22 protein-coding genes are annotated in these 21,636 nt (G+C 68.6%); 7 read left to right on the top strand and 15 right to left on the bottom strand.

Features of this window, described 5'->3' with window-relative positions; all coding sequences use genetic code 11:
* Window positions 1–4: 4 nt before the first annotated feature.
* The 3 genes from AC07WS_RS18830 to AC07WS_RS18820 are packed head-to-tail and all read right to left on the bottom strand — an operon-like array spanning window position 5 to window position 3,133.
* Entirely contained in the window at window positions 5–1,603 is a 1,599-nt protein-coding gene (locus AC07WS_RS18830; protein WP_494730548.1) for a class I adenylate-forming enzyme family protein, read from the bottom strand.
* A complete protein-coding gene (locus tag AC07WS_RS18825; RefSeq protein WP_494730547.1) occupies window positions 1,603–2,757 on the bottom strand; it encodes an acyl-CoA dehydrogenase family protein in 1,155 nt (384 codons plus the stop codon). Before AC07WS_RS18825 ends, AC07WS_RS18830 begins: the two co-directional genes overlap by 1 nt.
* Window positions 2,758–2,806: 49 nt before the next feature.
* Window positions 2,807–3,133 (bottom strand): flagellar basal body rod C-terminal domain-containing protein, encoded by a 327-nt coding sequence (locus AC07WS_RS18820; RefSeq protein WP_494730546.1) that lies wholly within the window; start codon window positions 3,131–3,133, stop codon window positions 2,807–2,809.
* Between the two features lie 145 nt (window positions 3,134–3,278).
* On the opposite strand from AC07WS_RS18820, the gene AC07WS_RS18815 reads away from it, so the two are divergent.
* The 6 genes from AC07WS_RS18815 to trxC all read left to right on the top strand — a co-directional run bounded on the left by AC07WS_RS18815 (window position 3,279) and on the right by trxC (window position 9,784).
* A complete protein-coding gene (locus tag AC07WS_RS18815; RefSeq protein ID WP_494730545.1) occupies window positions 3,279–4,148 on the top strand; it encodes a hypothetical protein in 870 nt (289 codons plus the stop codon).
* 89 nt (window positions 4,149–4,237) lie between these two features.
* Window positions 4,238–5,872: an OFA family MFS transporter gene (locus tag AC07WS_RS18810; protein WP_494730544.1), complete on the top strand. Its 1,635-nt coding sequence runs from the start codon at window positions 4,238–4,240 to the stop codon at window positions 5,870–5,872.
* A gap of 85 nt (window positions 5,873–5,957) precedes the next feature.
* Complete coding sequence (locus AC07WS_RS18805; protein WP_494730543.1) at window positions 5,958–6,827, top strand: ABC transporter ATP-binding protein; 870 nt, start codon at window positions 5,958–5,960, stop codon at window positions 6,825–6,827.
* Entirely contained in the window at window positions 6,824–8,398 is a 1,575-nt protein-coding gene (locus tag AC07WS_RS18800; protein WP_494730542.1) for an ABC transporter permease, read from the top strand. Before AC07WS_RS18805 ends, AC07WS_RS18800 begins: the two co-directional genes overlap by 4 nt.
* Window positions 8,399–8,597: 199 nt before the next feature.
* Window positions 8,598–9,200 (top strand): phasin family protein, encoded by a 603-nt coding sequence (locus AC07WS_RS18795; RefSeq protein WP_494730541.1) that lies wholly within the window; start codon window positions 8,598–8,600, stop codon window positions 9,198–9,200.
* Between the two features lie 122 nt (window positions 9,201–9,322).
* Window positions 9,323–9,784 carry a thioredoxin TrxC gene (trxC, locus tag AC07WS_RS18790; protein WP_494730540.1) on the top strand — a complete coding sequence of 154 codons (462 nt, stop codon included), beginning with the start codon at window positions 9,323–9,325 and terminating at the stop codon, window positions 9,782–9,784.
* 13 nt (window positions 9,785–9,797) lie between these two features.
* On the opposite strand, the gene AC07WS_RS18785 is transcribed toward trxC, so the two are convergent.
* From AC07WS_RS18785 to AC07WS_RS18740, 10 genes are read right to left on the bottom strand one after another with little or no spacing between them, the layout of a single operon-like run.
* On the bottom strand, window positions 9,798–10,724 hold the full coding sequence (locus tag AC07WS_RS18785; protein ID WP_494730539.1) for an acyltransferase domain-containing protein: 927 nt from the start codon (window positions 10,722–10,724) through the stop codon (window positions 9,798–9,800).
* Window positions 10,721–11,635, bottom strand: coding sequence for a triphosphoribosyl-dephospho-CoA synthase MdcB (mdcB, locus tag AC07WS_RS18780; RefSeq protein WP_494730662.1), 915 nt, complete (start codon window positions 11,633–11,635; stop codon window positions 10,721–10,723). The genes AC07WS_RS18785 and mdcB overlap by 4 nt, the downstream gene beginning before the upstream one ends.
* Window positions 11,635–12,336, bottom strand: a complete 702-nt coding sequence (mdcG, locus tag AC07WS_RS18775) for a malonate decarboxylase holo-[acyl-carrier-protein] synthase (protein ID WP_494730538.1) — start codon at window positions 12,334–12,336, stop codon at window positions 11,635–11,637. Before mdcG ends, mdcB begins: the two co-directional genes overlap by 1 nt.
* Window positions 12,320–13,036, bottom strand: coding sequence for a biotin-independent malonate decarboxylase subunit gamma (mdcE, locus tag AC07WS_RS18770; RefSeq protein WP_494730537.1), 717 nt, complete (start codon window positions 13,034–13,036; stop codon window positions 12,320–12,322). The genes mdcG and mdcE overlap by 17 nt, the downstream gene beginning before the upstream one ends.
* Before the next feature lies 1 nt (window position 13,037).
* The gene (locus AC07WS_RS18765; protein WP_494730536.1) at window positions 13,038–13,931 is read right to left on the bottom strand and encodes a biotin-independent malonate decarboxylase subunit beta; all 894 of its coding nucleotides are present in this window, start codon (window positions 13,929–13,931) and stop codon (window positions 13,038–13,040) included.
* Window positions 13,928–14,242: a malonate decarboxylase acyl carrier protein gene (mdcC, locus tag AC07WS_RS18760; protein ID WP_494730535.1), complete on the bottom strand. Its 315-nt coding sequence runs from the start codon at window positions 14,240–14,242 to the stop codon at window positions 13,928–13,930. Before mdcC ends, AC07WS_RS18765 begins: the two co-directional genes overlap by 4 nt.
* A 10-nt stretch (window positions 14,243–14,252) precedes the next feature.
* Window positions 14,253–15,905, bottom strand: a complete 1,653-nt coding sequence (mdcA, locus tag AC07WS_RS18755) for a malonate decarboxylase subunit alpha (protein WP_494730534.1) — start codon at window positions 15,903–15,905, stop codon at window positions 14,253–14,255.
* Between the two features lies 1 nt (window position 15,906).
* On the bottom strand, window positions 15,907–17,256 hold the full coding sequence (locus tag AC07WS_RS18750) for a TRAP transporter large permease (protein ID WP_117015599.1): 1,350 nt from the start codon (window positions 17,254–17,256) through the stop codon (window positions 15,907–15,909).
* On the bottom strand, window positions 17,253–17,816 hold the full coding sequence (locus AC07WS_RS18745; RefSeq protein WP_494730533.1) for a TRAP transporter small permease: 564 nt from the start codon (window positions 17,814–17,816) through the stop codon (window positions 17,253–17,255). The genes AC07WS_RS18750 and AC07WS_RS18745 overlap by 4 nt, the downstream gene beginning before the upstream one ends.
* Complete coding sequence (locus AC07WS_RS18740) at window positions 17,813–18,829, bottom strand: TRAP transporter substrate-binding protein (protein WP_494730532.1); 1,017 nt, start codon at window positions 18,827–18,829, stop codon at window positions 17,813–17,815. Before AC07WS_RS18740 ends, AC07WS_RS18745 begins: the two co-directional genes overlap by 4 nt.
* A gap of 129 nt (window positions 18,830–18,958) precedes the next feature.
* Here AC07WS_RS18740 and AC07WS_RS18735 point away from each other — a divergent pair, with 129 nt between their 5' ends.
* A complete protein-coding gene (locus tag AC07WS_RS18735) occupies window positions 18,959–19,621 on the top strand; it encodes a GntR family transcriptional regulator (protein ID WP_176360984.1) in 663 nt (220 codons plus the stop codon).
* Window positions 19,622–19,625: 4 nt separating this feature from the next.
* Here AC07WS_RS18735 and AC07WS_RS18730 read toward each other — a convergent pair whose 3' ends face one another.
* Window positions 19,626–20,078, bottom strand: coding sequence for an RrF2 family transcriptional regulator (locus AC07WS_RS18730; RefSeq protein WP_494730531.1), 453 nt, complete (start codon window positions 20,076–20,078; stop codon window positions 19,626–19,628).
* 35 nt (window positions 20,079–20,113) lie between these two features.
* Window positions 20,114–21,565, bottom strand: a complete 1,452-nt coding sequence (gene pdxR, locus AC07WS_RS18725) for a MocR-like pyridoxine biosynthesis transcription factor PdxR (RefSeq protein ID WP_494730530.1) — start codon at window positions 21,563–21,565, stop codon at window positions 20,114–20,116.
* Window positions 21,566–21,636: the final 71 nt, after the last annotated feature.

Genomic DNA, 21,636 nt, shown 5'->3' with positions numbered 1-21,636 from the left:
GTGGTTATTTTTGTGCCAGTTGCCGCAGCTGTCCTTTCAATATCTTTCCGGTCGCCGCTGCGGGCAGGGCTTGCATTTCGATGATCTCGGACGGGCATTTGTACGGCGACAGCAGGCCCGCCAGGTACTGCTGCAGTTCCTCGGGCGTGACGCGGTGGCGCGGGTCGATCTCGACGAAGGCCACCACTTCCTCGTTGCCGTCGTCGGCGTTGCGGCCGACCACCGCCGATTGCGTCACCGCCGGATGGGCGTTGAGCACCGTCTCCACCTCCAGCGGATAGACGTTGAAGCCGGAACGGATGATCAGCTCCTTGGTGCGGCCGACGATGAACAGCGCGCCGTCGGCGTCCTGGCGCGCGACGTCGCCGGTATTGAGCCAGCCGCCGTCGCGCATCGCCGCCGCCGTCAGTTCGGGCTCGCGGTAGTAGCCGGCCATGATGTTGGGGCCGCGCACCCACAGTTCGCCGTCCTCGCCGGGCGCCACGTCGTCGCCGCCGGCGTCCACCAGCCGTACTTCGACGCCGGGGATGACGTGGCCGACCGAGGCGTCGCCGCGCGGGCGGTCGAGGCGCGTCTGGCTGACGGTGGGCGAGGTCTCGGTCAGGCCGTAACCGTTGTGCAGCGGCAGGCCAAACAGCTGCTGCACCTGCGCCTTCAGGCTGGGCGCCAGCGGCGAGCCGCCGGCGTAGATGAAGCGCAGCTTCGACGCCAGCGGTTCGCCGGCGCTGCCCAGGCGCTCCAGCAGGCGCGCGTACATGGCGGGCACGCCTTGCAGGATGGTCAGGCCGTCGTCGCGGATCGCCTTCAACACAGCGTCCGGCGCGAAGCGCGGGCACAGGTACAGGCAGGCGCCCGCGTACAGGGTGCCCAGCATGACCGAGGCCAGGCCGTAGACGTGGGTGATGGGCAGCACGCCGTAGGCGCGGTCGCTGGGCGTGAGGCCGCGCAGGGTGCTGGAGACGGCGGCGATGAACAGCAGGTTGCGGTGCGTGAGCATCACGCCCTTGGGTTGGCCGGTGGTGCCGGTGGTGTAGATCAGCGCCGCCACCTGTTGCGCCGGGTCGGCGTGTACCGGTTCCGGCGCGCAGCCGGCATTGAGCGCGCCGACCATCCAGGTGCCGAACGGCGAGGGCGTGGGCACGGCCGCATGCCGCTGGCCGTGCGCGGCCGATTCTGGCGAGGCGGTGAGGGGCGCCGATGCGGAGCCGTCGCCCGGCGCAGATGCCGTGCCGTCGCCCGGCGCCGCCAGATAGATCACGCGCCGCGCGCCGCTGTGCTCCAGGATCTGGTCCACCTCGCGCGCCGACAGCCGGCCGTTGACGTTGACGATCCACGCATCGATGTCGGCGGCGGCGAAGATCAGCGCCACCTGCGCGGCGCAGTTCTCGCCGACCACCATCAGGCGGTCGCCGGGCCGCAGCTGCAGCGCGCGCAGCAGGGCCGCGGTTTCGTCGATGGCCGCCGCCAGCTCGGCGTAGGACCAGTGGCGCGCGCCGTCGTGCAGCGCCTGCGCCTGCGGCGCGCATTCGGCCCAGCGGCGCGGGATGCCGCCCAGGCGCGCGGGCAGCGTGGCCAGAACGCGGTCGGTGTCGAGGGCCTCCATCAGGCCCCGGCCGCCTTGATCATGTTGCGGGCGATGACCAGCTGCTGGATCTGCGACGTGCCCTCGTAGATGCGGAACAGGCGCACGTCGCGGTAGAAGCGTTCGGCCGCGTAGTCCGACATGTAGCCGGCGCCGCCGTGGATCTGCACCGCGCGGTCGGCCACGCGGCCGCACATCTCGGAGGCGAACAGCTTGCAGCAGGAGGCCTCGGTGGAGATGTCCTCGTGCTGGTCGCGGCGGCGGGCGGCGTCCAGCACCATGCTGCGGGCGGCGTAGACCTCGGCCTTGCTGTCGGCCAGCATGGCCTGGATCAGCTGGAACTCGGCGATGGGCTGGCCGAACTGCTGGCGCTCCATCGCGTAGCGCAGCGCGTCCTCCAGCATGCGCTCGGCCACGCCGACGCAGATGGCCGAGATGTGCAGGCGGCCCTTGTCCAGCACCTTCATCGCGGTCTTGAAGCCCTGGCCCTCCTTGCCGCCGATGATGCTGGCGGCCGGCACGCGGCAGTTCTCGAAGATCACGTCGCAGGTGTGGGCGCCTTGCTGGCCCATCTTGCGGTCCTTCTTGCCGAGCGAGATGCCGGGCGTGCCGCGTTCGACGATGAAGGCCGACACGCCGCTGGGCCCCTTGCGCGCGGCGTCGGTGCGCGCCATCACGGTGAACACGCCGGCTTCCGGCGCGTTGGTGATGTAGCGCTTGGTGCCGTTGATGATGTAGTGGTCGCCGTCGCGCACGGCGGCGGTGGCGAGCGAGCCGGCGTCGGAGCCGTGTCCCGGCTCGGTCAGCGCGAAGGCGCCGACGATCTCGCCGGAGGCCATGCGCGGCAGCCAGGCGTTCTTCTGCTCCTCGGTGCCGTCGATCAGGATGCCCTGCGAGCCGATGCCGTTGTTGGTGCCGAACAGCGAACGGAAGGCGGGCGAGGTGCGGGCGATTTCAAACGCGGCCAGCACTTCCTCCTCCATCGTCAGACCCAGGCCGCCATATTGTTCGGGGATGGACAGGCCGAACAGGCCCAGTTCGCGCATCCGCGCCACCAGCGCCGGGGGGATCTCGTCGGTCTCGGCCACTTGCTGCTCGTGCGGCACCAGTTGTTCGCGCACGAAGCGGCGGATGCTGTCCAGCAGGATGTTCAGCGTTTCCTGGTCTCTTATCATGGGTCTCCCTCTTCGGCAGACTTCAATGTGCCGATTCGGCCAGACCCTGTCAAGCTTTGGTATTGATTAGCGTGCCGATATTCTGGTCGGCGACCTGGATCACCTTGGCCGACAGGTCGAACTGGGCCTTGTAGAGCAGGGAGTTGGTGGTCTCGGCGGCGAGGTTGGTGGCGCTGGGTGCGTCGGCCGCCTGCAGTTGCTGCGCCTGGAAGGAGATCGACACGCCGCTGCCGGCCGGGGCGTTTTCCTTGAACACGGCCTGCGCCGGCTGGAAACCCTGGGTGTTGAGGTTGGCGACCGCGTGCGCGCTGTTGCCCAAGGCGCGTTCTGCGGCGTTGAGTCCGGTGACTCCTGAACTGAGTGCGGCGATGGCCATGATTGATATTTCCCTTCGGCAATTAAGCCAAGTGTACACCGGGGCGCGGCGGTTTGCACGCGTTTGATTAAAAATTCAGCAGGCTTGACGTCGCCGGGCAACTGGGCGAGTATTGTCCGCAAGATATTTTTGCGGAAATGGAGACATGGCCAAGCTACGCCGCCTGTTGTGCGCCTGCCTGATGCTGCTGGCGGCGGGGGCCGCGGCCGACCCCATCGTGGTGCACTATCCCCGGGCCGAGAGCATCGACGACGAGCGCGGCGAGTACGGCCTTGCGCTGCTGCAGCTGGCGCTGGCCAAGGCGGGCGGACAGTACCGGGTGGAACTGTCGCCGACCCGCATGCAGCAGAACCGGGCGCTGGTGGAGCTGCAGTCCGGCTCGGGCCGCATCGACATCGTCGGCACCATGACCTCGGCCGAGCGCGAGGCGGCGCTGCTGCCGGTGCGCATACCGATGACGCGCGGCATGATCGGCTGGCGCCTCGGCCTGCTGCGCGCCGACCGCAAGGAGCTGCTGCGCGACGTGCGCACGGTGGCCGACCTGAAGCCGTTCGCCACCGCGCAGGGGCACGACTGGCCGGACCTGCGCATCCTGCGACACAGCGGGCTGAACGTGCATCCGGTGGCCGTCTACAGCGGCCTGTTCGGCATGCTCAACGCCGGGCGCATCGACTGGGCGCCGCGTTCGGCCAACGAGATCTGGGCCGAGGCGGCGCGCCATCCCGAGCTGGCGGTCGACACGCACATCGTGCTGCACTACGTGACGGCCGACTATTTCTTCGTCAACCGCAACAATCCGGCCCTGGCCGAGGCGGTGCGCTCCGGCCTGGAGGCGGCGCTGGCCGACGGCAGCTTCGCGCAATTGTTTGCCCTGCACTACGGCCCGCTGCTGCGCAAGGCCAGGTTCGACCAGCGCCGGGTGATCGAGCTGCCCAACCCGCTGTTGACGCCGCAGACCCCGCTGGCGCGCAGGGAGCTGTGGCTCACCCTGGACGATTTGAAACGCTATCCCTAAGACAACTCCCTTACTTTATGCTACCCTCCCGCCCTTAGTTGTTTTGGGGAAACATGTACATTAGTTACATGAAATATAGGGGTATTCATATGGCAATTTTTGATTTTCTGGAAAAGGAACGGACGGTGGCGGGGTCCGGTTTCAATCGTTGGCTGGTGCCGCCCGCGGCGCTGGCGATCCACCTGTGCATCGGCATGGCCTACGGCTTCTCGGTGTTCTGGCTGCCGCTGTCGCGCGCGCTCGGCATCAAGGAGGCGCTGGCCTGCCCGGCCGACATGGACCTGATGGCGCGCATCCTGTCGTCCGGCTGCGACTGGCCGATCTCCATGCTGGGCTGGATGTACACCATGTTCTTCGTGTTCCTCGGCCTGTCCGCCTGGCTGTTCGGCGGCTGGCTGGAACACGCGGGCCCGCGCAAGGCCGGCGTGGTGTCGGCGCTGTGCTGGTGCGGCGGCCTGGTGATCTCGGCGCTGGGCGTGTACCAGCACCAGATCTGGCTGATGTGGCTGGGCTCGGGCGTGATCGGCGGCATCGGCCTGGGCCTGGGCTACATCTCGCCCGTGTCGACGCTGATCAAATGGTTCCCCGACCGGCGCGGCATGGCGACCGGCATGGCCATCATGGGCTTCGGCGGCGGCGCCATGATAGGCGCGCCGCTGGCCGACAAGCTGATGAAGTTCTTCGCCACGCCCGATTCGGTCGGCGTGTGGCAGACCTTCCTGGTGATGGCGGCGATTTATTTCGTCTTCATGCTGGCCGGCGCGCTGTCTTACCGCGTGCCGCCGACGGGCTGGAAGCCGGCCGGCTGGACGCCGCCGGCCAAGGCCGGCGCCAACACCATGATCACCAGCCGCCACGTCCACGCCAGCAAGGTGTGGGGCATCCCGCAGTTCTGGCTGGTGTGGCTGGTGCTGTGCCTGAACGTGACGGCCGGCATCGGCATCCTCGGCATGGCCTCGCCGCTGCTGCAGGAGATCTTCGCCGGCCGCCTGCTGGGCGTGGACGTCGCCTTCAACGACCTGACGCTGGCGCAGAAGGGCCAGATCGCCGCCATCGCGGCCGGCTTCACCGGCCTGCTGTCGCTGTTTAACATCGGCGGGCGCTTCGTCTGGGCCTCGTGCTCGGACTACCTGGGCCGCAAAGCCACCTACGGCATCTTCCTGGTGCTGGGCATCGCGCTGTACGGCCTGGTGCCGTCGATGGCGCACGGCGGGCAGCTGGCGCTGTTCGTCGGCTTCTTCTGCGTCATCCTGTCGATGTACGGCGGCGGCTTCGCCACCGTGCCGGCCTACCTGGCCGACCTGTTCGGCACGCAGATGGTGGGCGCGATCCACGGCCGCCTGCTGACCGCGTGGTCGGTGGCCGGCGTGTTCGGCCCGCTGCTGGTGACCTACATCCGCGAGTACCAGATCGCGCACGGCGTGCCGAAGGCGCAGGCCTACGACATCACCATGTACGTGCTGGCGGGCCTGCTGGTGCTTGGCCTGCTGTGCAACCTGATGGTGCGCCCGGTGGCCGGCAAGCACTTCATGTCCGAGGCCGAACTGGCCGCCGAGAAGCAGCTGGCGCACGAGCGCGACGCCGCCGCGTCGACCGGCGGCGCGGCCGCGTCGAGCGGCGCGACCAGCCCGGCGGCGGTGGCCTTCGGCTGGCTGGCGGTCGGCATTCCGCTGGCGGTCGGCGTCTGGCTGACGGTGCAAAAAGCTGCCGTGTTATTTAAATAACACAGTAGAATAGGGCGCCAGTTCGCGGGGCTGGTCCGGCATCGTGCCGGGCCGGCCCCGCGCTCATTTCAGGGAGCCCTTGTAGATGCTTGAATTACGCCATGTCGTCAAATCCTATGCGAAGAACGTGCGTGCGGTCGACGACGTCAGTTTGAAGCTGCCGGCCGGCGTGGTCGGCCTGATCGGCCACAACGGCGCGGGCAAGACCTCGCTGATGCAGATGATCGCCACGCTGACCAGACCCACCAGCGGCCAGATCCTGTTCGACGGCGCCGACATCGTCCAGCGCCCGGACGCGATACGCGCGCGCCTGGGCTTCCTGCCGCAGGACTTCGGCGTGTATCCGAATTTGACGGCGCTCGAGTTCCTGCAGTACTTCGCGGCGCTCAAGGGCGTGCGCGATCCGGCCCGCCTGCGGCTGCTGCTGGAGATGGTCAACCTGCACGAACACGCGCAGCGGCAGGCGGCCGGCTTCTCGGGCGGCATGCGGCGCCGGCTCGGCATCGCCCAGGCGCTGCTCAACGACCCCGATGTGCTGATCGTCGACGAGCCGACCGCCGGCCTCGATCCCGAGGAGCGGCTGCGCTTCCGCCACCTGCTGTCGGAGATCGGCTTCCGCAAGCTGGTGATCGTCTCGACCCACATCGTGTCGGACATCGAGAACATGGCCAGCCACCTGGCCATCATGAACAAGGGCAGGCTGATGGCCTACGACACGCCGGACAGCTTTGTGCGCGACGCGCGCAGCCAGGTGTGGTCGGTCACGGTGGAGGCGCGGCACTACGAGGCGCTGCGCGCCGAGGTGCAGGTGCTGCAGGCGCAGCGCAATGAACACGGCATCAGCCTGCGCATCGCCCACGCGAGCGCGCCGTGCGCCGGCGCGGTGCCGGCCGAGCCGACGCTGGAAGAGGCGCTGATGACGCGGCGCTACGCCGTGCAGGAAGCGGCGGCATGAACGCGCTGGCGCTGAAGCTGTTGCTGCTGACCGAGGTGCGGCTGCGCATGCGCCGCACCGGCACCCTGGTGGCCGTGCTGGCGCTGATCGCGCTGACCTGGCTGATGGTGGGCGATCCGGCCCGGGGGCAGGCGATGATCACCGCCGGCGATGTCCGCGTGGCCTACACCAGCAGCTGCCTGGCCTTGGGCAGCGCGGGACTGGGCGGCCTGTTTTTCGGGCTGGCGGGTTTTTATCTGGTGCGCGGGCGCATGAGCGAGGACGTGCGCAGCGGCGCCGGCGCGGTGCTGGCCGCCACGCCGGTGAGCGACGCCGTGTTCCTGTTCGGGCGCTGGCTGGGCGGCGTGGCCTATCTGTGCGGGCTGCTGCTGATCTTCATGCTGACCATGCTGGTGCTGCATGGCCTGCGCGGCCAGGGGCCGATCGAGCCGTTGGTCTATCTGCAGACCTTCACGATGCTGCTGCTGCCGCTGGTGTTCTTCACCGCCGCGATGGCGCTGCTGTGCGACGCCTGGGCGCCGTTGATGGGCAAGCGCGGCGACGTGCTGTACTTCATCCTCTACATCGCGCAGCTGGCCGCGCCCATCGCGCTGACGGTGGAGGGCAACGGCGCGTGGTCGCCGCTGCTGCTGCTCGATTTTTCCGGCATGGGCGCGACGACCATGACCGTGAAGGCGGTGCTGCACAGCTCCAATTTCACCATCGGCGGCGGCGAATTCAATCCGGCGCTGGCGCCGCTGGTGCTGCCCACCTGGCTGTGGACGGCGCAGCTGGGCGCCACCCGTGCCGGCTGCGCGCTGGTCGCGCTGCTGCCGCTGCTGCCGGCGTGGTGGCTGTTCCACCGCTTCGCGCCGGACCGGGTCAAGCCGCGCGCCGCCGGCAGCGGCCGCTGGTCGCCGCTGGCCCTGGCCAACCGCCTGCTGCGGCCGTTGCTGCGGCTGGTGCGTCCGCTGTTCGGCCTGGCCGCGCGCGTGCCCGGCGTGGCCGGCCAGGCGCTGGCCGTGCTGGCGCTGACGCTGGCGTCCAATCCGGCCGCGGTGGCGGCCGCGCTGGTGCTGCTGACGGTCGGCAGCCTGCTGCCGGCGGCGGCGCTGGGCGGCGTGGTGGTCGCCGCCATCGGCGTCTGGGGCGTGCTGGCCAGCGACATCAGCGTGCGCGACCACCAGCACGATGTCGACGCGATGAGCGGCGCCGCGCCGGGCGGCGCCGGGCGGCGCTACGGCGCGCAGCTGCTGGCGTCCTGCCTGCTGGCGCTGTTGTTCACCGCGCCGGTGCTGGCGCGCTGGGCGGTGGCGGCGCCGTTGCGCGCGGCCGCGCTGTCGAGCGGCGTGCTGGCGCTGGCCGGCGCCGCCAGCCTGCTCGGCGGCCTCAGCCGCAGCGCGCGCGCCTTCCTCGCGCTGTTCCTGTTCGGCCTGTACATCGCGACGCAGGCGACCACGGTGCCGGCGCTGGACGTGGTCGGCTTCAACGGGGTGGCCACCGCGCGCACGGCCGGCGCGCAGTTGTTGCTGGGCCTGGCGCTGGCGGCGGGCGGGCTCTGGCATGCGCGCTGGCGCGCCGCGCGGAACTGAAGGCGGGATGGCCCGGGGCGGCCGCACCGCACGTTTGATCTAGATCAGACGACGCGGGACGGTCTAACGTAGCCTTGACATTCGCGCTGCAAAAGCGGCGTCGAAACCGGTTCGACACCCCCAGGCCATCTTTTACTTTCTTTTCGAGGCATCTATGTATCCATTTTCCCAATCTGTCACCCCAGCAGCCAAAAGCCATATGGAAGCCCAACTGGCGTTCTTTAACGACATGTCGAAATCGCTGTTCCGCACGGTTCAGCAGTACAGCGACCTGAACATCCAATTGGCGCAAACCCTGCTGGAAGAAGGCACGACGACGGGCCAGCAGATCATCACCGCGCACCGTCCGACGGAGGCGCTCGCCGCCGCCGCCGCCCACGCCCAGCCCACCGCGGAAAAGCTGCGCGCCTACCAGCAGCACCTGTCGCGCATCGCCGCCGACACCCAGGTCGACCTGTCCAAGGTGGCCGAAGAGCACGTGCAGGAAACCAGCCGCACCGCCAAGGCGCTGGCGGACGAAGTGGCGCGCGTGACGTCGGAAGAAACGGAAAAAACGCTGCGCAGCCACCAGGACGCGGTGGAGCGCTTCTCCGATCCTTTCGTCGCCCATACCGACGGCATGCGTCAAGGCCGCGGCAATGAAATGCGCGGCAGCTCGATGATGCAAAGCGCCGGCCACAACGGCACCGAAGGCCGCGAGGGCCGCGAAGGCAGCATGCAGGGCGGGCAAACCCCACAGGCCCAGGCTGCCGCTCAAGCTGCTCAAGCCGGCAAACAGACCGGCGCCCGCAAGGAAACCTGACGCCGACGACGGGGGCGGGCAGCCCTGATCCTGGCCGCGCTCCGCGATCCCGCATCGCGGGGCGCGGCATTTTTTTGGTCCATGCTTTATCATGGACAGCTTGATGCTGTCTGGAGATAAAGATGACCAATACCGCCGCCGCGCAGCCTGAATCGCTGCACATCGTTTGCCCGCATTGCGACGCCGTCAACCGCGTGCCCGCCGCCAGGCTGGCGCAGCAGCCGGTGTGCGGCAAGTGCCAGAAAGCGCTGTTCACCGGCCAGCCGCCGGACTTGTCGGCCGCCCGCTTCCTCAAGCACGTCGAGCGCAGCGACATACCGGTGCTGGTGGATTTCTGGGCGCCGTGGTGCGGGCCGTGCCGGACCATGGCGCCGTTCTACGCCCAGGCCACGCAGCGGCTGGAGCCGCAGTTCCGTGTGGTCAAGCTCAACACCGAGGAAGCCCAGGAGCTGGCGGCGCGCTACGCCATCCGCAGCATTCCCACGCTGGCGCTGTTCAAGGGCGGGCGCGAGGTGGCGCGCCAGCCGGGCGCGATGGACGCGTCCAACATCGTCGCGTGGGCGCTGCAGAACAATCGCGGCTGAGCCCTGCCGCCTGTCATTCGGCGGCGCGCTCCAGCCATTTGCCGATGCCGTCCAGCGTGCGGAAATCGGCCACCGAGCGGGTGTTGATGTGCGGATGGCGCCCCTGCAGCATGCGCGACAGCGCGGCGCCGGGGCCCAGTTCCAGCGCGTAGCTGATGCCGGCTTCGGCGGCGGCGTCCATGCAGGCGGCCCAGTGGATGGTTTCCGCCAGCTGGCGCGAGAGCTGTTCCACCGCCTGCGCTTTGCTGTCGACGGCCACCGCGCCTATGCCCGCCAGCACCGGCGCGTTCATCGGTTTGAATTCCGCCTGCCGCAAGGCGGCCGCGAACGGCGCCACGGCGGCCTGCATGTAGCGCGTGTGCGAGGCCACTGCCACCGGCAGGCGCGTGCTGCGTCCGCCGGCCGCGTGCACCGCGCGTTCCAGCGCCTCCACGCTGGCCGCCGGGCCGCCGGCGATGCAGGCGTCGTCGCCGTTTTCTATGCTCATGTAAAAATCGTGTTCGGCCAGCAGGGCCGCCGCGTGCGGCAGCGCCAGGCCGGAGATGGCGGTCAGCGTCTGTCCGGGCAGGGCGAGGGCGCAGTCGTCCATCAGCTGCGCGCGTTCGACGGCCAGCCGCAGCGCCGTCTGCGCCGGGAAGGCGCCGGCGACGCCGTAGGCGGACAGCTCGCCGATGCTGTAGCCGGCCACCAGCGCCGGCTGCGGCGCGAACGCGCGGAGCGCCTCCCACATCGCCAGCGTGGCCGCGACGATCAGCGGCTGCGCATTGCGGTTGGCGTAGATGTCGGCGTCGGCGGGCAGCGCCAGGGCGGCCAGCAGTGCGCCGGCGGCAGCGTCGCCGGCCGGGCTGCTGCGGGCCAGGTCGAACATGCCGGCGTGCTGTCCGCCCTGGCCGGGGCAGAGCAGCAACAGGCGGGAATGCGCGCCGTAGGACATCGTCATGGCCGCCCGGGTTCCAGCGCGGCGATGGCGTGCACTAGGCAGCTGGCCGCCAGCAGATCCGCCGCGCCGCCCGGCGACAGGCGCTGGCGCACGAACGCCCGATGGCTGGCCAGCGCCTGCTCGCGCCAGCCGGCGTTGGCCGTGCCGCCAAGATCGAGGAAGCGTTGCGCGTGCGTGCGCACGGTCTGCGCGCCCTGCGGGCCGGCGCGATGGTAGACGTTGCTGTCGTTGATGCTGGCCATCAGCGTGAACAGCGTGTCGATGCGCGCCTGCGTCGTGCCGGCGCCGCGCGCGTGCGCGGCCAGCAGCGCCGGCACGCCGATGTCGAACACCGAAGGCAGTCCGAGCGCGCCTTCCTCGCGCGCGCCGCTCACCGCATAGCGCGCCGCCACGCGCAGGCCGTTGCTGTTTTCGTCCGACGGCGCCGCATGCATGGCCAGCTCGCCGCCCCAGCGTATCAGCATGGCGGCGCGCAGCGCGGCGGGCGCCAGCGGCGTTCTTTGTGCGCGGGCGCGTCCGGCGGCGGCGCACAGCAGGCCGAGACTGAAGATCGCGCCGCGATGCGTGTTGATGCCCTTGGTCGCCTTCAGCATCGCCGCTTCGGCATCGATGCCCAGCTGCTTGAGCCGCGCGAACGGCGCGTCGTCCCAACCCGCCAGGCAGATTTTCCTGAAGTAGTGGCGCAGCGAGAACAGGCTGCGCATGAAGGTCCGTGCGTCCATGTCCTCATGGCTGCCGGTGTCCACCAGCGACACCAGTCCAGGCTTGGGATACAGGCAAAGCTCCGCGTGCAGGCTGCCGACCGCCAGGCGCGCCACGTCGGCTGCAAACCCGCGCCGCGCCCTGCGGCCAGCCAGCTTCGCCATCATCAGCGGCGCGCACCGGCGCACATCGGAGCGGACGGCGCGCATCATCGATCCTCCAGCGTCGCCAGCAGCGACGCCGTATCCACCAGCCGCACCGCGTGCAGCTCCTTGACGATCACCCTGGCCGGATTGTCCATCGCCATGCGCCACTCCTTCCACGACACCGCCTGCCCGCCGGGGAACACGATCTCGCCGTCCAGCGGCATGTGGGTCGCATGCCGCGACAGCAGCGCCACGCCGTCGTGCAGCGCCTCGCGGCTGCGCGGGTGGAACAGGATGTCGACGTCCGAGGAAGGCGTCAGGTAAAGCAGCCCGGTGAGCGCCTGCATCGCCATCGAGCCGTAGATGCGCAGGTGCAGATGCTCCGTCTCGCGCTCCAGCGCCGTCAGCGCCTCGCGCCACGGCCCGGCGCTGCGCAAGGCCGCGCGCAGCTCCACCGCCTGCGATGTCCTGCTGATATCCGCCGTCTGCGTGCGCAGCGAAATGCGCACCTTCTCGCCGGTGTCCTCGTCCGGCGGCAGCGGCAGGCCCAGACAGACCTCGTCCGGCGGCGCATCGAGGTCGAAGCGCCGCACCACGGCCGGCCAATCCTGTCCCTGCCACAGCGTCAGCGCGGCCTTGTGGCGCGGCTGCGCCGCGCGCAGCACGGCCTGCCAGCCCGGCTCCGAAAGCCAGACCAGCATGTGGCGCTCCAGGCCGCGCAAGGCGGACTGCATCGCCTGCGCGGAATCAGGCAATCCGGACATGGCCGTCCGTCATCAGGGCGTCGATCACCGGCTGCGCCCAGCGCCGCCCGCCGCGCTGCAGCCCCAGTGCGCTGCGCTGGTCGCCGGCCGCCGGCGCCGCCAGCGCGGCGCGCAACTGCTCCGCCAGGTCGCCCTGCCAGATCGCTTCCAGCCCGCCCATGCGCAGATAGTTCTCCGGCCCCGGCGCGAACACCGGATTGCTGCGCGCCAGTTCCGTCAAGCGCTCCTCCGGCACCTTGGTGATGCGCGCCATCGCCGGCAGGCCCATGACGCGGATGGTGGCGTCGGGCAGGGCGTAGCAGGCGTCGGCCAGCAGGCCGCTGGTGATGAAGCCACCCGACAGCGCCTGGTCGTACACCAGGCCGACGATCTTGTGGCCCTTGCGCCGCGCCAGGTCCACGCATTTGCCCAGGTGCGCCATGTAGCTGTTGATGCCCAACATCTCGTCGCGGTGGCGCAGGCGCTGGCCCTGCGTATCGACCAGCATCAGTATCGGCATGCCAGGGAATTCGCGCACCGTGCGCAGGATCGCCTTGGCCTGCGCCAGTGCGATCTCCACGCCGATCGGCGTGTGGGCCGTGGTGCCGATCACCGCCACCGCCTGCCCGTCCACCTGCGCGCTGCCGCACAGGAAATCGTTTTGCTCGACGATGGCGTGCCCTTGCGGGAACAGCGTGTCCGCCAGTTTTTTCCAGTCCATGTCAGGCTCCCATGCGGCGCCGGTCGGCGGCCGCGATAAAACTGTCTACATCCAGCATCGGGATATTGGCCGCGTCGGCGATCTGCATCGCGCTCCAGATATCGACCGGATCGGGCAGGGCGCCGAAGCGGGCGATGCGCTCGTCCAGCATCTGCTGCTCGGCTTCCAGCGCCTCCAGCGTCAGCTCCACCGGCTGGCCCGCCAGCGCGGTCAGCGCGTCGCGGGCGGCCTCGCGGAAGGCGGCGATGTCGTCGGCCACGATGCGCTGGCAGTCGCCCATCAGGTAGCGGTGCTTGCCGCCGCTGGTGCGCCACACCAGCGCGCGGTCGCGCGAGTCGAATTCCTCGACGCCGCTGGCGGTCTCGATCACTTCCGGCCCGGACATCGCCAGCCGGCCTTCCTCCGACATCACCACCACGTTGGCGCAGCGCGAAACGATGCCCATGCCGCCGAAGGCGCCGTTCGAGCCGCCCACCAGCACCACCACGGGAATGCCGGCTGCGCGAACGTCCAGCAATGCGCGCATCACCTCCGACACCGCGATCAGGCCGGCGTTGGCTTCGTGCAGGCGCACGCCGCCCGATTCCACCAGCAGCACCACCGCCGCCACCTGGTCGCGCACCGCGCGCCGCAGCAGGCCGACCAGCTTGGCGCCGTGCACTTCGCCGACCGCGCCGCCCATGAATCCACCTTCCTGCGCCGCCGCGTAGACGGTCACGCCGCCCAGCTTCGCGCGGCCAACCGCCACGCCGTCGTCAAACGCCACCGGTGCGTTCAGTTGCCCCAGGTGCGGGCTGACGATGCGCTCCGACGGCGGCAGGAATTCCTCGAAGCTGTGCGGATCGAACAGCTGCTGCAGCCGTTCGCGCGCGTTCGCCTCCTGGTAGCTGCTCATTGCGATCCTCCCAGCATGGTCTGCACCGCCTGGTCCATGCGCAGGCTGACGACGGCGGGCGTGGCGCCCATATCGTTGATGGAGATGCGGGTGTCGGCCAGCAGCCAGCGCTGGTGGAAGTCGCGCATCACGGCCTCCCAGATCGGCCCGAAGCCGACGGCGGCGGTGGTGATCTCGATGGTGCAGGCGCCGGCCAGTTCGGCCGGTTCGATCAGCACCTCCAGGTTGCCGGAACCGACCACGCCCACCACCTGTGGCGCGGCCTTCAGGCGCTGCGTGCCTTGTTCGAATCGGTAGTTCAGTGTTTCCATTGTCAGCTCCTCACCAGTTGCGGAAACGCTTGGGCGGCTGGTACAAGCCGCCCGATGCGCGCACCAGGTCTTTCATGTTGCGGGCGGCCAGCAGGTCGCGCGTGGCCATGCGTTTGTCGATGCCCAGGTCCTCCGCGCGCTGGATGATGCCCCGGTCGCGCAGGTTCTCCACCATCCGCTTGTCGCGCGCCAGGCCGACCGGCGTGTAGCCCGCCACGCCGCGTATCGCCTGCTCACGCTCCTCGTCGGTGCGGCACATCAGTAGGTTGGCGATGCCTTCCTCGGTCAGAATGTGGCTCACGTCGTCGCCGTAGATCATCACCGGCGGTATCGCCATCTTGGCCTGCTCCATCAGCTCCCACGCGTCGAGCTTCTCCACGAAGGCCGGCTGCATATGCTCGCGGAAGGTCTCCACCATCTGCACCACCAGCTTCTGGCCGCGCGGGATGGTGTTGCGGCCCGCGCGCGCCTGCTCGCCCGCCTTCAGCCACGCCGGGCTGGCGTGGCGCCGTCCGCGCGCGTCCGCGCCCATGTTGGAGGCGCCGCCGAAGCCGGAGATGCGGCCGGCGGTGGCGGTCGACGAATTGCCCTGCAGGTCGATCTGCAGCGTGGAGCCGATGAACATGTCGCAGGCGTAGTGGCCGGCGGCCTGGCACATGGCGCGGTTGCTGCGCATGGTGCCGTCCGGGCCGATGGCGAAGACGTCCGGCCGCGCATGGATGTAGTCTTCCATGCCCAGCTCCGAGCCGAAGGAGTGCACCGACTGCACGAAGCCCGCTTCGATCGCCGGGATCAGCGCCGGATGCGGATTGAGTGCCCAGTGCTGGCCGATCTTGCCGCGCAGGCCCAGCGACTCGGCGTAGGTCGGCAGCAGCAGCTCGATGGCGGCGGTGTCGAAGCCGATGCCGTGGTTCAGGCGCTGCACGCCATACTCGGCGTAGATGCCCTTGATCGCCATCATCGCCATCAGCACCTGGATCTCGGAGATCTGCGCCGGATCGCGCGTGAACAGCGGCTCGATGTAGTAGGGGCGCGGCGACTGCACGACGAAATCGACCCAGTCGCCCGGCACGTCCACGCGCGGCACGGTGTCCACGATGCGGTTGACCTGCACGATGACGATGCCCTGCTTGAAGGCGGTGGCTTCGACGATGGCCGGCGTGTCCTCGGTGTTCGGGCCGGTGTACAGGTTGCCGTGGCGGTCGGCCGCCTCCGCGGCGATCAGGCAGACGCGCGGCGGCAGGTCGATGAAGTAGCGGCTGAACAGCTCCAGGTAGGTATGGATCGCGCCGATATTCAGTTTGCCGGCGGAGGCCAGCCGCGCCACGCGCACCGCCTGCGGGCCGGAGAACGAGAAGTCCAGCCGCGAGGCGACGCCGCGCTCGAACACGTCCAGGTGCTCCGGCAGCGCCAGCACCGACTGCAGCATGTGCAGGTTGTTGATGCGCGCCGGGTCCAGCCTGGCCAGCGCGTGGCCGAGGAAGTCGGCCTGCTTCTGGTTGTTCCCTTCCAGGCAGACGCGGTCGCCGCACTCCAGCACCGCGTGCAGCAGGTCGGCGATGCGCGCGGCCTGCAGGCTTTTGCCGTCCAGTTCATGGCCCAGGGCGGCGCGCGCCCGCTGCAAGCGCGCGGCGCGGTTCTGCTGCAGGGTGTTCCAGTTCATTTTATTTCGCTCCCATGATCATGTCCGGCAGGCCGGTGGAAATGGACGGGAACAAGCATAACAGCAGCACCGCCACGAACATCAGAATCAGGAACGGGAACACGCCCCACACCACATCCTTGAGCGGGATGTCGGGCGCGATGTTCTTGATGACGAATATGTTCAGGCCCACCGGCGGGTGGATCAGGCCCATCTCCATCACCACCGTCATCACGATGCCGAACCAGATCAGGTCAAAGCCGGCGGCCTTGAGCGGCGGCAGGATGATGGGCGCCGTCATCAGGATGATCGACACCGGCGGCAGGAAGAAGCCGAACACGATCACCATCAGCAGGATCACCGCCAGCAGCAGCCATTTCGACAGGTGCAGGCTGACCACCCACGCGGCGGCGGACTGGCTGATGTGCAGGTAGCTCATCACGTACGAGTAGAACAGCGACATGCCGATGATCAGCAACAGCATCGTCGATTCCTTGATCGAGGAGCTGAGAATGGGCGACAGGTCTTTCGGCCGCCACACGCCGTAGATCGCGGCCAGCAGCACCAGCGCCAGCAGGGCGCCCAGGCCGGCGGTCTCGGACGGCGTGGCGAAGCCGCCGTACAGCGCGACCATCACGCCGATCAGCAGGATGATGAAGGGCAGCACGCGCGGCAGCATCTCCACCTTCTGCGCCAGCGTGTAGTGTTCGTCCTCCAGGTAGGCCGACTTGGCGCCGCCCTGTTGGTAGATGACCAGCGCGGCCTTGTATTCCTTGTGCGCGCGATAGACGGCATAGCCGGCGAACAGCAGCACCAGCAGCACGCCTGGGCCTATCCCGGCCAGGAACAGGCGGCCCAGCGACTGCTCGGCGGCCACCGCGTACAGGATCATGGTGATCGACGGCGGCAGCAGGATGCCCAGCGTGCCGCCGGCGGCGATGATGCCGGCCGCGAAACCGGGCGAGTAGCCACGGCGGCGCATCTCGGGGATGCCGGCCGAGCCGATGGCCGAGCAGGTGGCGGGCGACGAGCCGGCCATGGCCGCGAACAGCGCGCAGGCGAACACGTTGGCGATGCCAAGGCCGCCCGGTATCTTGTGCATCCACGTGTGGATGGCGGAGTACAAGTCCTTGCCGGCCGGGGACTTGCCGATGGCCGCGCCCTTGAGGATGAACAGGGGGATGGACAGCAGCGTGATCGACGCCATCTCCTCGTACACGTTTTGGGTGATCGTGTCGAGCGAGGAGGGCGGCATGCAGAAGTACATGAAGCCGGTGGCCACCACGCCCAGTGCGAAGGCGATCGGCATCCCGGAGAACATCACCACCAGGGTGACGGCGCCGTACAGGGCGCCGAGGGTCAGGTCGCTCATGCCGCGCGCTCCGATGAAGGTTTGTTGGTCATGCGTGCCAGCGTTTGCAGCACGATCTGCAGCGTGAGGATGCTCATCCCGGCGGCCATCATGGCGTAGGGTATCCACAGCGGCGGGGCGAAGGTCGAGGAGGTGGTCTGGCCGTCCACCCAGGCTTCATGGAACAGCGTCCACGATTTCCACGAGAAGAAGGCGCAGAACAGCGCCGACACCACGTCCACCATGAACAGCCGCGCCGCGTTCACGCGCGCCGGCAGCAGCGAGGCCAGCGCCTCGATGCCGATATGGCCGCGCTGCGACTGCACGTAGGCGGTGCAGAAGAAGGTCACGCCGACCAGCATGAACACGGACGCTTCGTCCTGCCAGTCGGTGGGCGCTTGGAAGAAGTAGCGCGACACCACCGAGTAGGTCAGCACCAGGGCCGTCAGCACCAGCGCCACCATGGACACCAGCATCAGCCCGTGATTGAGCTTGTTCAGCAGCGCGGTCGCCAGCACCACCGCCGCGTTGTCCGGCGGAGCGGCCGCGCGCGGCGGCTCCAGCTCTATGCCGTGGCTCACAGCGTCTTCTCCGCCAGCTTGAGCAGCTTGGCGCAGCTTTCACTGCGTTCGCTGTAGTCCTTCCAGGCGGTGGTGCGGGCGATGGCCTGCCATTTTTTCAGCGCGGCCGGATTCAGGTCCACCACCTTGGCCTTGGCCTTGGCGTAGACGTTGGCCACGGCCGTGTCGTCGGCCTTGGCGGAGGTCAGCGCGAAGGCTTCCATCTCGGCGCCGACGGCCATGATGGTGGCCTGCTGCTCCTTGGTCAGACGGTCGAAGACGGCCTTGGACATCATCAGCGGCTCGAACATGAACCAGTAGGCGCCCGCGCGTCCGGTGGTCAGCGCCTTCGACACCTCCTCCAGCCGGAACGAGATCAGCGAGGTGGAGGAGGTCAGCGCCGCCTCCATCGCGCCGGTCTGCATGGCGGCGTAGATCTCGTTGGACGGCAGCGACACCACGGCGGCGCCGGCGGCCTTGAGGATCAGGTCCATCTCGCGCGAGCCGCCGCGTATCTTCATGCCCTTGGCGTCGTCCGGATCGATCACCGGCTTGGTGCGCGAGGCCACGCCGCCGGCCTGCCAGATCCAGCTGATCAACACGATGCCCTTTTCGTTCAGGATGCGGCTCAACTCCTTGCCCACTTCGGCGTTCTTCCAGCCGTAGGCCTGCTCGTAGGACGTCACCAGGCCGGGCATCAGGCCGATGTTCACCTCCGGGACTTCGCCGCCGGCGTACGACAGCGGCACCAGCGACATGTCCAGCGCGCCCTTGCGCATGGCCGAGAACTGGGCGTTGGTCTTCATCAGCGAGGAACCCGGATAGATCTCGAATTTGAGGCTGCCTTTGCTGCGCTTTTCCACTTCGGCCGCGAACATGCGGGTCAGGCGGTCGCGGAAATCGCCGTCGGTGACGGTCCCGCCGGGGAACTGGTGCGAAATCTTGAGGGTGGTGCTTTGGGCCCATGCCGGTTGCAGCAACAGCGGGCTGGCGGCCAGGGCGGCCAGTACGGATCTGCGGGTGATTGCGCTCATCATTCCTCCAAGGTGGGTCAAATATGCAACGATTTGTTTTGTGTATACAAGAATATCTGGTTGGAATACATTGTCAAGCTAAATCCACTGCTTATAATGAAGCCTGATATACACACGATTGCGACCACCATGACCACCCATTCCGCCACGCTGCGCGAAGAAATTGAAGAGATGATCGCCATCGGCGAGCTCAAACCGGGCCAGCACCTGGACGAAACCGAGCTGGCTGCGCGCTTCGGCGTCTCCCGCACGCCGGTGCGCGAGACGCTGATCCAGCTGGCGTCCATGGGATTGGTGGTGATACGCCCGCGGCGCGGCGCCATTGTCGCGGAACTGGGGCCGCAGCAGCTGGTGGAGATGTTCGAGGTGATGTCGGAACTGGAGGCGACCTGCGGCCGCCTGGCCGCGCGCCGCATGACGCCCGTGGAGCAACAGGCTTTATTGGCGGCCCACCAGGCCTGCCAGGAGGCGCGCGATGCGCAGGAGCCGGACGTCTACTACTACAAGAACGAGTTGTTCCACGAGGCGATCTACGCCGGCAGCCATAACCAGTTCCTGATCGAGCAGACGCGCAACCTGTACCGGCGCCTGCGGCCCTACCGTCGCCTGCAGCTGCGGGTGCGCGACCGGCTCTCCACGTCCTATCACGAGCATGACGGCGTGGTGCAGGCGATTGTCGGCGGCGACGGCGAACTGGCGGCGCGCCTGCTGCGCGAGCACGTGATGATACAGGGGCAGCGCTTCTCGGACTTGATGGCGTCCCTGCCGCAGCTGCAGCGGGACGCGGCCTAGCTTCTCAGCTTGCCGCGCCGCGCACCACCCGCACCGGCTTGGCCGCGTTGGATGGGGCCTGCGGCAGCATGTCCTGCAGCGTTTGTTTGTCCAGTACGGCCAGGAAGGCCTTGGTGGCGTCGTTCAGCGTGTGTTTGAGCGCGCAGTTGGGCGTCAGCGGGCAGGTGTCGGTTTCGCGGTCGAAGCACTCGGCCATGAAGAAATCGGTCTCGGTCGCCCGCACCAGCGCGCCGATGTTGATGTCCTTCGGCTCCTTCCCCAGACGCAGGCCGCCGTTGCGGCCCCGCACCGTCTCCACCAGGCCGGATTGACCCAGCTGGTAGACCACCTTCATCAGATGGTTTTTCGAGATCGCGTGCATGTCGGCGATGTCCTGGATCGTGACCAGCCGGTCCCGGTGCGCGCTCAGGTACAGCAAGGTACGCAGGGAGTAGTCGGTGAAGGATGTGAGGCGCATAGCTCGGATTGGTTGTTGCAGATCAATTCACCATTCTACATCCTGATCGGGCTTTGCTCCATTTGTTGCAGAATGTCGCGTACGCGCAGCAGCGCGGTGTCGATATCGAGCGTCTCGATGGCGCCGTAGCCGAGGAACAGGCCGGCCTGGGGCGGCGTCGAGGCGTAGTAGGTCGACAGAGGGGAGAGGCCGACGTCGGCGCGCCGGGCCAACCGCAGCAGCAGGTCCAGGTCCAGCGGTTTTTTGCACAGCGCCGCCACGTGGAAGCCGGCGCTGGCCGGCACCAGTTCGAACCACGGCGACAGCGGCCCGGCAAACAGGGCTTGCAGGCGCTCGCGCCGCGTCGCGTAGATCTCGCTGCAACGGCGGATGTGGCGCGACAGGTAGCCGTCCGAGATGAACTTGGCCAGCGCGTGCTGGCTGGCGGTGGCGGTGTGCCAGTCGTTCAGGTGCTTGACGGTGAGGGCCGCGTTCAGCACCGCCTCCGGCAGCACCGCATATCCGAGCCGCAGCTCCGGCAGCATCACCTTGGAGAATGTGCCGATAAAGGCCACCACGCCGTGCCGGTCCATGCTCTGCAGCGAATCGGTGGGCCGGCCCTCGTAGCGGAATTCGCTGTCGTAGTCGTCCTCGATGATGATGGCGCCGATTTCCAGCGCGCGCGCCAGCAGCGCCTCGCGCCGGGCTACGCTCATCGGCATCCCAAGCGGGAACTGGTGGGCCGGCGTGGTGTAGATCAGCCGCGTGCCTTGCGGGATCTGGTCCACCAGCATGCCCTCGCGGTCGACGCCGATGCCCACCACCTGCGCGCCCTGGCTGGCGAACAGCATGCGCGCGGCCGGGTAGCCCGGCTCCTCGACCGCCACCACGCAACCCGGCTCCAGCAGCACGCGGCCCAGCAGGTCCAGCGCCTGCTGGGCGCCGTTGGTCACGACCACATTGTGGGCGGTGCAGACCACGCCGCGCGCGTAGGCGGCGTGGTGGGCGATGGCCGCGCGCAGCTCGGGGATGCCTTCCGCCTGGCGGTACATGCCGCCGGTCCTGGCGTCCTGGCGCAGGCCGTGCAGCACGCAGCGGCGCCACTCGTCGGCGGGGAACAGACCGGGCGTGATGCAGCCGCCGATGAACTCATGGCGCGAGCGGCCTTCCGGGAACGGGTTGCGCAGCGGCGCGTGCATGGCGTCCCACTTGGCGACGATGGCGGCGCTGGCGAGGTTGGCGGCGACCTGGCGGCGCGGCCTGGCCTCCACCGGTGCGCTCACGAAGCTGCCCTTGCCGACCTGGCCCAGCACCAGCCGCTCCTGCGTCAGGCGGGTATAGACATCGGAGACGGTCTTGCGCGACAGGCCGAGCTGCTCGGCCAGCAGGCGGGTGGGCGGCAACTGCTGGCCGTCGGCCAGGCGCCCGCTGCGGATCGAATCGCTCAGCTGGCGGTACAGCTGCCCGCTCAAATCCTTCGTGCCCTCGATGACGATGTGGAGTTCCATGTTATGTTTGTGCGGCGCCTGACAGACAATACCCGGCAGTTTGCCACAGACTTGCAAGCCACACAGGAGGA

The organism is Duganella sp. GW821-FHT01E12, assembly GCF_059422325.1.
The sequence above is the reverse complement of the archived record's forward strand: the minus strand, read 5'-3'. Positions and strand labels throughout refer to the sequence as shown.